General features: G+C 71.0%; 9 protein-coding genes, 1 tRNA gene and 1 riboswitch. Of the genes, 5 read left to right on the forward strand and 5 right to left on the reverse strand.

Features of this window, described 5'->3' with window-relative positions; all coding sequences use genetic code 11:
- Positions 1-183 precede the first annotated feature (183 nt).
- The 3 genes from lhgO (at position 184) to ABIE67_RS22545 (ending at position 4,092) form a co-directional block, all read left to right on the forward strand.
- Positions 184-1,392 (forward strand): L-2-hydroxyglutarate oxidase, encoded by a 1,209-nt coding sequence (lhgO, locus tag ABIE67_RS22535; protein ID WP_370260332.1) that lies wholly within the window; start codon positions 184-186, stop codon positions 1,390-1,392.
- 386 nt (positions 1,393-1,778) lie between these two features.
- The gene (gene trmB, locus ABIE67_RS22540) at positions 1,779-2,612 is read left to right on the forward strand and encodes a tRNA (guanosine(46)-N7)-methyltransferase TrmB (RefSeq protein ID WP_370260336.1); all 834 of its coding nucleotides are present in this window, start codon (positions 1,779-1,781) and stop codon (positions 2,610-2,612) included.
- Between the two features lie 121 nt (positions 2,613-2,733).
- Positions 2,734-4,092 carry a PrsW family intramembrane metalloprotease gene (locus tag ABIE67_RS22545; protein ID WP_370260340.1) on the forward strand — a complete coding sequence of 453 codons (1,359 nt, stop codon included), beginning with the start codon at positions 2,734-2,736 and terminating at the stop codon, positions 4,090-4,092.
- A 199-nt stretch (positions 4,093-4,291) separates the two neighbouring features.
- On the opposite strand, the gene ABIE67_RS22550 is transcribed toward ABIE67_RS22545, so the two are convergent.
- The 5 genes from ABIE67_RS22550 to ABIE67_RS22570 form a co-directional block, all read right to left on the reverse strand.
- Positions 4,292-5,239 (reverse strand): aldo/keto reductase, encoded by a 948-nt coding sequence (locus ABIE67_RS22550; protein ID WP_370260344.1) that lies wholly within the window; start codon positions 5,237-5,239, stop codon positions 4,292-4,294.
- A gap of 178 nt (positions 5,240-5,417) precedes the next feature.
- A complete protein-coding gene (locus ABIE67_RS22555; protein WP_370260347.1) occupies positions 5,418-6,443 on the reverse strand; it encodes a M23 family metallopeptidase in 1,026 nt (341 codons plus the stop codon).
- 11 nt (positions 6,444-6,454) lie between these two features.
- Positions 6,455-6,612: riboswitch (cyclic di-AMP (ydaO/yuaA leader) on the reverse strand.
- A gap of 271 nt (positions 6,613-6,883) precedes the next feature.
- Positions 6,884-7,969: a PP2C family protein-serine/threonine phosphatase gene (locus ABIE67_RS22560; RefSeq protein ID WP_370260349.1), complete on the reverse strand. Its 1,086-nt coding sequence runs from the start codon at positions 7,967-7,969 to the stop codon at positions 6,884-6,886.
- Between the two features lie 146 nt (positions 7,970-8,115).
- Positions 8,116-8,189, reverse strand: a tRNA-Met gene (locus ABIE67_RS22565).
- Positions 8,190-8,290: 101 nt separating this feature from the next.
- A complete protein-coding gene (locus ABIE67_RS22570) occupies positions 8,291-9,424 on the reverse strand; it encodes a dihydrofolate reductase family protein (protein WP_370260351.1) in 1,134 nt (377 codons plus the stop codon).
- A gap of 94 nt (positions 9,425-9,518) precedes the next feature.
- On the opposite strand from ABIE67_RS22570, the gene ABIE67_RS22575 reads away from it, so the two are divergent.
- Complete coding sequence (locus ABIE67_RS22575) at positions 9,519-10,034, forward strand: MarR family winged helix-turn-helix transcriptional regulator (RefSeq protein WP_370260353.1); 516 nt, start codon at positions 9,519-9,521, stop codon at positions 10,032-10,034.
- A gap of 132 nt (positions 10,035-10,166) precedes the next feature.
- Complete coding sequence (gene ribA, locus ABIE67_RS22580) at positions 10,167-10,808, forward strand: GTP cyclohydrolase II (RefSeq protein WP_370260356.1); 642 nt, start codon at positions 10,167-10,169, stop codon at positions 10,806-10,808.
- Positions 10,809-10,869: the final 61 nt, after the last annotated feature.

Here is a 10,869-nt window from a genome sequence, read left to right on the forward strand (position 1 = left end):
CTGGATCACGGCGGACGAGTGGCTGGACTCCCCGCCCTTGCCCAAGGTTCCCCCCGGAAATCGTCACGCCGGGGCGCACGGCCCCGCATCCCGTCGCATGCGCTTGTCGGAACGCGGTGCTCCCTTGGGTTTGAGTGCGTTGTCAGTGGCGCAGTGCATTATCGAAACCGGGAGGTGGAGCAGGTGCGGACGATCGCTTACGACTGTGATGTGCTCGTGGTCGGTGGTGGGATCGTCGGGCTGGCCACGGCGTACGCGATCACACGTGCCGCGCCGGGGACGCGGGTGACCGTGCTGGAGAAGGAGCCGGGCCCCGCCCGGCATCAGACCGGGCGCAACAGCGGGGTCATCCACAGCGGGATCTACTACCGGCCGGGGTCGCTGAAGGCGCGGTACGCGGTGCGGGGCGCTTCCGAGATGGTCAAGTTCTGCGCGGAGTACGGCATCGCGCACGCCGTCACCGGCAAGCTGATCGTCGCGACGGAGCGGGCGGAGCTGCCGCGACTGCACGCCTTGGTGCAGCGCGGGCGGGAGAACGGCATTCCGGTACGGGAGCTGGGCGCCGCGCAGATCGCGGAGTACGAGCCGGAGGTGCGCGGGCTCGCCGCCATACACGTCGGGACGACGGGCGTCTGCGACTTCGTCGGGGTCGCCCGGCAACTGGCCGAGGCGTCCGGGGCGGAGATCCGCTACGGCGCGGAGGTCGAGCGCGTCGACCGGCGGGCCGAGCTGGGGGTCGCCGTACGGACCACGCGCGGGGACGTGGTGCGGGGGCGGGTGCTGGTGAACTGTGCCGGGCTGTACTGCGACGAGGTGGCCCGGCTGACGGGGGACGAGCCGGAGGTGCGGATCGTGCCGTTCCGGGGCGAGTACTACTCGCTGGCGCGGCCCGAGCTGGTGCGGGGGCTGGTGTATCCCGTGCCGGATCCGGCGTTTCCGTTCCTCGGGGTGCATCTCACGCGCGGGATCGACGGCGATGTGCACATCGGGCCCAACGCGGTGCCGGCGCTGGCCCGGGAGGGGTACGGGTGGGGGGTCGTGCGGCCGCGGGAGGTCGGGGCGACGGTGGCGTGGCCGGGGGCGTGGCGGATGGCGCGGCGGCACTGGCGGTACGGGGCCGGGGAGCTGCGGCGGTCGCTGTCCCGGGGGGCGTTCACGGAGGCGGTGCGGAGGTTGTTGCCCGCGGTGACCTCGGATGATCTGGTGCCGGCTGCGGCGGGGGTGCGGGCGCAGGCGGTGTTGCGGGACGGGTCGCTGGTGGATGACTTTTTGATACGGGAGGGGGCGCGGGCCGTGCATGTGCTGAATGCGCCCAGTCCTGCGGCTACGGCTTCGCTGCCGATTGGGCGGGAGGTGGCGCGGAGGGCGTTGGCGGTGTTGGAGGGCGCTTGAGCGGATGGCGGTGCGGGTGCGGGTGCGGGTGCGGGCCTCGCGGTTTTCGCCCCCGCCGCCCCTACCCGTCCCATCCTGAAGGGGCTCCGCCCCTGCGACCCCACTGGGGCTGCCGCCCCAGACCCCGCTTCCGGCCCCGAAAGGGCCTCGTCCTCAAACGCCGGACGGGCTGAAAATCGCCCCTGCGGGTGGGTGGGGGCTCGGGACGGCGGGAGCCTCGTCCTCACACCCCCGACAGGCCGAAAGACCGCCCCCGCAGGCGGGAGGGAGCACGGAACAGCGGAAGCCTCATCCCTCACACCCCCGACAGGCGAAGATGCCTGGACCGGCGCTCAGGGGTGCGGGCGGGCTCGTGGGGCCCGCTCACCCGTAAAATCGGTCCCACTGTGTCTGACTTTCTCAACGCCCCCGAAGCCTCCCAGCCCGGCGAGCACGCCGGTTCTGTCGATCACCACCCCGGTGTGTCCGTTCGGCATACCCGTGCCAAGGGTGAGCCGCGGTTTCCCGACGGGCCCAAGGCGGATCCTGCCGGGTCGCACTTCGAGCGGCGGATTCGGAGTTTTCAGCCGCGGCGGAGTCGGGTGACGGCGGGGCAGGCGGACGCGTTGCAGCGGCTGTGGCCGAAGTGGGGGCTCGATATCGACGGGCAGCGCGTCGTCGATCTGGCCGAGCTGTTCGGGAACGACAACCCCGTGGTGCTGGAGATCGGCTTCGGGATGGGGGAGGCGACCGCCCAGATGGCCGGCGGCGACCCCGGCACCAACATCCTCGCCGTCGACGTCCACACCCCGGGGCAGGGAAATCTGCTCAATCTCGCCGACCAGAACGGGCTGTCCAACCTCCGGGTCGGCAACGGCGACGCCATCATCCTGCTCCGCGAGATGCTCGCCCCCGACTCGCTCGACGGACTGCGCGTCTACTTCCCCGACCCCTGGCCCAAGAAGCGGCACCACAAGCGGCGGCTCATCCAGCCCGAGTTCCTCAGCCTCGCCGCGACCCGGCTGAAGCCCGGTGCCATCGTGCACTGCGCCACCGACTGGGAGCCGTACGCCGAACAGATGCTCGAAGTGCTGAGCGCGCACCCCGACTTCGAGAACACCCAGGACGACGGCGGTTTCGCGCCCCGTCCGGAGTTCCGGCCGCTGACCCGTTTCGAGGGGCAGGGACTGGACAAGGGTCATGTCGTGAACGACCTGCTCTTCCGTCGCGTACAGCGTTAGGAGCAACGGGAAGAACCGCAGTGCACCGCACTGAACAAGAGCATCTACAGCAACCCCCCACCGGCGCCTGAGCCCCTCGCGCTGCTGCGGGCGGCGCCCCTGCCTCGTTAGGGTCAATGCCGTGGCCACCTGTCCCCCGTACCCGACGCACCCCCCCGGTCCCAGCGGTCCCACCGGCGGCGCACTGCGGCACGCGCACTGGTGGCAGAAGCGGTGGGTGCGATACGGCGCGCTCAGCACCCTGCTCGCGCTCTCCGGGCTGGTCATCCTCGCCCTGGTGCGTGAGCAGACCGGCACCGAAGGGTTCCTGGTCGGGCTCGGGCTCGCCATTCTGCCCGTGCCGCTGCTCGTCGCGTCCTTCCGGTGGCTGGACCGGGTGGAGCCGGGGCCCTGGCGCAATCTGCTGTTCTCGTTCGCCTGGGGTGCCTGCGCGGCGGCGCTGATAGCGATCATCGCCAACAGCTTCGCGACGAGATGGATAGCGACCGCGACGGCCGATCCGTCGCATGCGGACACCCTGGGCGCGACCGTCATAGCGCCGGTCGTGGAGGAGATGGCGAAGGCCGCGGCCGTACTGCTCGTCTTCCTCTTCCGCAGGCGGGACTTCACCGGGATCGTCGACGGCGTGGTGATAGCGGGGGTCACCGCCACCGGGTTCGCGTTCACCGAGAACATCCTCTACCTCGGTACCGCCTTCGGTACCGACCAGCTCTCCGGCGACAGCGGCATCGCCTCCGTCACGGCGGCGACCTTCTTCGTCCGCGTCATCATGTCGCCGTTCGCGCACCCGCTCTTCACCGTCCTCACCGGCATCGGCTTCGGTATCGCCGCGCTGTCGGGCGAGCGGCAGCATGTGCGGCGCGTTCTCCTCCCCCTCACCGGGCTGTTGCTCGCGATGGGCATGCACGCCCTGTGGAACGGCTCGTCGGCCTTCGGGGAGTTCGGATTCTTCGGCGTGTACGCGGCCTTCATGGTGCCGGCGTTCGGGCTGCTGACGTGGCTGGTGATCTGGACGCGGCAGCGTGAGCTGAGGACCGTGCGGGAGGAGCTGCCCGCGTATGTCGTCACCGGGTGGCTGGCCCCGAGTGAGCCGCTCGCGCTCGGTTCGATGCGGGCTCGGCGGGTGGCGCGGCAGTATGCGCGGCGCCGTGGGGGGCGGGGGGCGGCGCGGGCTGTGGCGCAGTACGAGGCGTATGCCACGTCGCTGGCGTTTCTGCGGCACCGGGGGCGTCGGGGGCGGGCCGGTGCGGACTTTGTCGTACGGGAGCGGGAGTTGCTGGGTGAGCTGTGGCGGCGGCGGGAGCTTGCGCGGCCGGCGCTGGAGCACGCGGTGGCTGCGCAGGCTTGGCCGGGGTACGGGTACGGCTATGGGTACGGCGGGTCGGGGTATGGGTATGCGGCGCCCGTGCATTGGCAGCCTTACGGGCACGTGTACGGGTCGGCCGCGTCGTATCCCGTGTACAACCCGTATCGGACGTGACGGGAGGGGGTGCGGGGCCGGCCACGGTTTTTCTCGCCCCCGCCGCCCCTACCCGTCCCATCCTGAAGGGGCTCCGCCCCTTCCACCCCGCCAAGGGGCTTCGCCCCCTGGACCCCGATCGGCCTGCGGCCTCGTCCTCAAACGCCGGACGGGATGGAAGTGCCCGGACCGGCGCCGGAAAGTGCCCTGCTGAAGGTGCCTAGGCCGACGCCTTGGTGAGGCTCGTGATCTCCTCCTCCGTCAGCTTCAGCTCGTCCACGCCCACCAGTGCCGGCAGCTGCTCGACCGTCCGTGCCGAGGCTATCGGGGCCGCGACCGTCGGCTGGGCGGCCAGCCAGGACAGGGCGACCGTGGCCGGGGCCACCTCGTGGGCGGCGGCGATCTCATCCAGGGCGGCTAGGACCTTCTGGCCCCGCTCCGTGTCCGCGTGCTTGCCGGCGCCCTCGGCGCGCGGGCTCCGCACCGTCGTACCGGGGCGGTACTTGCCCGTGAGGAAGCCGGCGGCCAGGGCGAAGTACGGGACCGCCGCGAGGCCTTCTCGTTCGGCGAGGTTCTGGAGGGCGCCCTCGTAGGTGTCGCGGGAGACCAGGTTGTAGTGGGGCTGGAGGGCGACGTACCGGGCCAGGCCCTCGCGGTCGGAGAAGGCGAGGGAGGCCTCCAGGCGCTCCGCCGAGATGTTGGACGCGGCGATGTGCCGTACCTTGCCGGCCTTCACCAGCTCGTCCAGGGCGCCGATGATCTCCTCGACCGGCACTTCCGGCTTGTCGAAGTGGGTGTAGTAGAGGTCGATGTGGTCGGTGCCGAGGCGGCGCAGGGAGGCGTCGGCGGCCGCCTTGATGTTGGCCGCGGTCAGGCCCTGGAAGTCGGGGTGCTGGCTGACCTTCGTGGCGATGACGACGTCCGCGCGGTTGCCGCGGGCCTTCAGCCAGTTGCCGATGATGGTCTCGGACTCGCCGCCCGCGTTGCCCTCGACCCACGCCGAGTACGAGTCGGCCGTGTCGATGAAGTTGCCGCCCGCCGCCGTGTAGGCGTCCAGGACGGCGAAGGACTGGGTCTCGTCGGCCGTCCAGCCGAAGACGTTGCCGCCGAGGGAGAGCGGGAAGACCTCGAGGTCGGAGGAGCCGAGCTTGCGAAGGGAAGCAGTCATGTTCGGCATCAACGCTCTTGCCGGAGGCCGCTCTTCCGGGACAGCCGCAAAGTTCCCGTAAACAAGCGGACCCCGGCGCTCCGGAAACCGGCAGCCCTGACGTCGGGGGGTTGTCGTCAGGACCGCCGGGGATCAGGAACCGCCGGGGATCAGATCAGAAGGGAGGCCCCTCGGGGTCTCAGGGCGTGAGCCCCTTGCCGCGCAGCCACGACAGCGGGTCGATGCCGTTCGCGCTGCCGTCGGGGTGGACCTCGAGGTGCAGGTGCGCGCCGGTCACGTTGCCGGTGGCGCCCACACGGCCGATGACATCGCCGGTGTTGACCTTCTGGCCCACGCTCACACTGATCGACGACTGGTGGGCGAACCAGATCTCGGTGCCGTCGTCGAGGGTGAGCTCGGTCTTGTAGCCGTAGGACCCGTCCCAGCCGGCGAACGTGATCGTGCCGCTGTGCACGGCCTTGATCAGCGTGCCGGTCGGGGCCGCGAAGTCGAGGCCCGTGTGGTAGCCGGAGGACCAGTAGGCGCCGGCCTGACCGAAGGTCGAGGTGATCGTGTACGAGGAGGTCGGCAGCGTGTACTGCTTGGCCAGCTCGGCGAGGCGCTCGGCCTCGGCCTTCTTGCGGGCCTCCTCCTCGGCCTTGGCCTTGGCGGCGGCGGCCTTGGCCTCGGCCTCCTTCTCCGCCTTGGCGGCCGCGGCGGCGGCCTCCTTCTCGGCGGCGGCGACGGCGGCCGCGGCGGCCTTGCTCTCGATCTGGTCCTGCTGCTGCTCGGCCTGCGCCATGATGCGGCTGCGCAGGGCCTCGCCGGCGTCGGTGGTGCCCTGGGTGGTCTCCTCCGCGACCGCGCCCATGGTGCTGAGCGCGGTGCCGGTGTCCTCGGCCGGTGCGGCGTCGTCGTCGGAGATCAGGGGCAGGTCGGGCATGGTGATGGCGACCGGCGGCTTGCCGCTGTTCGCGCTGGCCATGCCGCCCGCGCCGACGGCGGCTATGACTCCGACGCCGAGAACCGTGGAGCTGCGGGCGAGTCCCCCGCCGCGCTGCTTGGAGACGCGATGCCTGCCGCGTACGGGACGAAGGGAATCCGCGGTGGGGTTCCACTCCTCGAACGGGCCCTCGTCGGTGCGGTGACGGTCGTAGCCGAAGGTGTCGGTACTGCGCTGGCTCGGCACGAACGGGGCTTGCGGGGCAGGCCGGTTGGACGCCACGTGGGCGTACTCCTTTCCTTCCTTCTCGCCTACCGGGTTAGCTGACGGGTTCGGAGCAGGAAGGTCTCCTACGCGCGTATACCGACCGTGAGTTACCGGCGATATCCGTGCGATTCACCCCAAGGTGGTGGTTCCCCGGTTCCCTTGCGGGATTCGGCGCGTGCGCACGGAGCCGACTCTTGTGACGGCTGGGACGACCGCGCTGCGTTATCGAACGTTAATAGACGCGGGGTGTGGATTCCAAGCTGTTCCGCTTGATCATTAACGATTCTCGCCTGGACTTACGGGTCATGAGCGGCCTAAATCGGGCGAGTTGGCCAGCACCCAGGCGCCACACAGGCATTGACGGCATGTCAGTTGTTATGCGGAGGGCGGTCACCCGATCACGGTTGGTGACAACAATCAAGGGGCTGCTCCATATCTGCTCCACAAGACCTTCATCAGGGTCGTCGTACGGCGATGAGGGCCATGTCGTCCGCCATCCCGCCCCCGGAGTGCCGGCGCACCTCCGCCGCGAGCACGCCGAGCAGCGCGGTCGGCTCGCGCCGGGCGTTGGCCCGTCCCGCGAGTCCCACCTCGGGGTCGTAGAAGCGGCCGTTCTCGTCCCGGGCTTCGGACAGGCCGTCGGTGTAGAGGAGCAGGGTCGCTCCGCCCGGGAAGTCGGCCTCCTGGGCCCGGTCCGGCCAGGCTCCCAGGTCACGCATGCCGAGCGGCAGCGCGGGCTCGGGGGCGGGCAGCGCGCGCACGGTGCCGTCGGCGTACAGCAGCAGGGGCGAGGGATGCCCGCGGTTGACGAGGCGCACGGTTCCGTCACCGTGCGACAGTTCGGCGAGAACGACGGTGGTGAACCCCTCGGAGGCCTCGATCCCCTCACGCCGCGTGCGCTCCCGTGCCAGCGCCCGCTCCAGGCGCTGCGCCACCGCTTCCAGCGTGGTCTCCTGCTCGGCGGCCTCCCGGAAGGCCCCGATGACGACGGCGACCGCCCCGACCGCCCCGATGCCCTTGCCGCGCACGTCCCCCACGACGAGCCGAACGCCGTGCGGGCTGTCCTGCACCGCGTACAGATCGCCGCCGATGAAGGCACCCTCCTGGGCCGCCTCGTACCGTGCCGCGATCTGAAACCCGCCGATCCGCTCGGCCGGTTCGGGAAGTACGGCGCGCTGGGCGGCCTCGGCGATCTCGCGGGCGGAGGCGAGGCGCTCGTCGCTGCGGCGGACGAGGAGGTTGATGAGAACGGCGAGGACGGAGACGGTGCCCACCGTGACCAGCTCGGTGATCACCTCGGCCTGGGGAAGGCCGCCGAGGCTGATGCGCAGCACGAGCAGTACGAGGACGGCCGCGACGCCCGTGAACACGGTGCCGCGCTGGGAGTAGAGCGGGGCGGCGACCAGGGGCGCGGCGGTGAAGAAGGGGGCGCCGGTGAAGTCCGTGGGCGTGACGTAGTCGTACACGCCTCCGACCGCGATCAGCAGGGCGGGGAGCAGCCGGACGAACCGGCGCGCGTACGAGATCCGCCGTTGCTCCACCTCACCAGGGTTGCCGAAGCGGGGGCCGGGGGCGAGTGGTGAGGGCCGACCGGACGAGCGGAGAGGCGAGTGGGAAGCCAGGCGGCAAATTGGTGGAGAAAAGACTCAGAGCCGGAACTGAATCAGTTCCGGCCCTGGGCCATCAGTAGCGGGGACAGGATTTGAACCTGCGACCTCTGGGTTATGAGCCCAGCGAGCTACCGAGCTGCTCCACCCCGCGGCGATGACTCAATAGTACGCCATCCGCGGGACGCAAAGCACCACGGTTTTCCGGGGGCCGCCGCTGACCGGCGTTTTCGGGTCCCGGGCGGGGTCCCGGCGTCACGGAAACAGGTGCCGGTTCGGGGCCTTGGCGCGCTCCTCGTATTCGGGCAGGACCACCACATCCACCCCTTCCCCGGCCAGCAATCCGCTCCCGTCGGCCCCCGCCACGAACGTCTCCGGCTCCCGCCAGGCCGTCACCACCCGCCGCACCCCCGCGTCCAGGATCAGCCGCGCGCAGGGCACCGGGCGGGACGCCCGGCGCGTGCACGGCTCCAGGCTCGTGTACACAGTGGCGGACGTCACGCGAGGGTCCCCGGCCGCGATCTTCGCCAGCGCGGCCTCCTCCGCGTGCACCACGGGGTCGCCGCCCTCACGGGAGTACCCCCGCGCCAGCTCGGTCCCGTCGGCCGCCACCACGACCGCCCCGACGCTGAAGGCCGTCCCCGACGGCGGGCACTCGGCCGCCAGCTCGCACGCCAGCGCCAGCCACCTCCGGTCGGCCGCGGAGGGCAGGACGCCGGTACCGGGCGCGGTCGGTTCGTAGCGCATCAGCACGACGTCCTCGATCCGGCGCGTCTCCAGCAGGCGCAGCCGCCCGCCCTGATACCCGCCCGGACCGAACAGCCGAGGCGCCTCCGGGTCCCCCACGAACAGCGGCGCGAGCACCAGCTGCACCTCGTCGGCCAGCCCCTGCTGCAGCAGCTGGGTGTGGATCGTGCCGCCGCCCTCGACCATCAGCCGCTCGACCCCGCGCACCTCGCGCAGGTGCCGCAGCAGGTCCCGCCAGTCCAGGTCCGCGCCCAGCGCCACCACGTCCGCCGCGACCGGCGTCCGCCGCAGCCGCTCCGCGCCCTTCTCCGTCGTATAGACGATCTTCTCGCCGCCCGTGTGCCAGAAGTTCGCCGTCGGATCCAGTTCGCCGGACGCGCTGACCGTGACCTTCAGCGGATACTCCGGCCTGCCCGCGGCCCTCCGCGCGGCCCGCCGCTCTGCGGAGTTCACCAGCAGCCGCGGATTGTCGGCCCGGATGGTGCCGGCACCGATCAGGATGGCGTCCACGGACGCCCGTACCTCGTCGACGCGGTCGAAGTCGGCCGGGCTGGAGAGGAGCAGGCGCTCGGGGGTGGTGTCGTCGAGGTAGCCGTCCAGGGAGACCGCGGCGGACAGCAGGACGTAGGGGTACGACGGCATCGGCGCGCTCTCCGGGTCAGGGATCTGGGTCGGGAATCTCGGGTCGGGAATCCGAGGGCTTGGTTCAAGTTTGAAACAAACTTACACTGGTCGCATGACGACTCGCTGGCTCTCCCCCGAGGAGCAGCGCGCCTGGCGCGCGTACATCGCCTCCGTCGCCCTCGTGGAGGACGCGCTGGACCGGCAGCTCCAGCAGGAAGCCGGCATGCCCCATCTGTATTACTCCATCCTCGCCACCCTGTCCGAGGCTCCGGAGCGCAAGCTGCGCATGACCGACCTCGCGGAAGGGCTGAAGATCACCCGCAGCCGGCTGACATACGCCGTGACGCGGCTGGAGAAGGACGGGCTGGTGCGGCGCGAGGACTGCCGCTGGGACAAGCGCGGCAGCATCGCGACGATCACCCAGGAGGGCATGCGTGTCCTGGAGCGCACCGCGCCGGGACACGTCGAGACCGTACGGGCGCTGCTCTTCGACCGGCTGAGCCCGGAGCAGGTCGGGCAGTTGGAGGAGATCTTCACGGCCGTCTCCGAGGGCTTCCAGGGGGACGACGCGCACGCCACCGCGGAGGACGTGCCCTGGCGGCGGCGCTCCGGCAAGTCCTGTTCGTGAGGCGCGAGTCCGGCCTCTGACGCATACGACAAACTTGTTGCTTCAAATTTAAAACATAGGGTAGGGTCCTGGACCGAGGAGCTGCTTCAAATCTGAAGCAGAGAGCCCACGTACGGAACCCGGAGAACCCGCATGCCCGACTTCACCGCCGCCACCCAGCGCGCCCGTGTCCGGGTCCCGCTGCGCTTCCAGGACGGCTACCGCGCCGACGCCGAGCTGGTCACCTTCCACGGCCTGGCCGACGGCCAGGAGCACGTGGCCGTCGTCCTCGGCGACCCGGCCCCCGGCACCACCCCGCTGGTCCGGCTGCACTCCGAGTGCCTGACCGGCGATGTCTTCGGCTCGGCCCGCTGCGACTGCGGCCCCCAGCTGCGCGAGGCCGTCGAGCGCATCGCCGAGCGCGGCGGCGTGCTGCTGTACCTGCGCCAGGAGGGCCGCGGCATCGGGCTCTACAACAAGCTGGACGCGTACGCCCTCCAGGACCAGGGCCTCGACACCTACGCCGCGAACGCCGCCCTGGGCCTGCCCGAGGACGCCCGCGACTACACGGCGGCCGCCCAGATGCTCGCCGCCCTCGGCGTCGGTGAACTGGACCTGCTCTCCAACAACCCCGACAAGGCCGACCAGTTGCGCGCCCTCGGCATCCAGGTCCAGGGCCGCGTCCCGACCGGCGTCTTCGCCACCCCGGACAACGTCCGCTATCTGCGCGCGAAGGTCCTCCAGACCCAGCACACGCTGCCGCTGGGGGACCTCGCCGGGCTCAGCGTGGGCTGAGCGAGGGCAGAACGAGGGCAGAAAGAAGGGGCGGGTGTCCGGTGTCGGACACCCGCCCCTC

It is taken from the genome of Streptomyces sp. V4I8, assembly GCF_041261225.1.
Lineage (GTDB): Bacteria > Actinomycetota > Actinomycetes > Streptomycetales > Streptomycetaceae > Streptomyces.

Excerpts from the sequence above, each read along its gene's own strand:
- ABIE67_RS22575 (WP_370260353.1), top strand. The coding sequence starts at position 9,519 with ATGACGACTCGCTGGCTCTCCCCCGAGGAGCAGCGCGCCTGGCGCGCG.
- ABIE67_RS22570 (WP_370260351.1), bottom strand. The coding sequence starts at position 9,424 with ATGCCGTCGTACCCCTACGTCCTGCTGTCCGCCGCGGTCTCCCTGGAC.
- ribA (WP_370260356.1), top strand. The coding sequence starts at position 10,167 with ATGCCCGACTTCACCGCCGCCACCCAGCGCGCCCGTGTCCGGGTCCCG.
- ABIE67_RS22550 (WP_370260344.1), bottom strand. The coding sequence starts at position 5,239 with ATGACTGCTTCCCTTCGCAAGCTCGGCTCCTCCGACCTCGAGGTCTTC.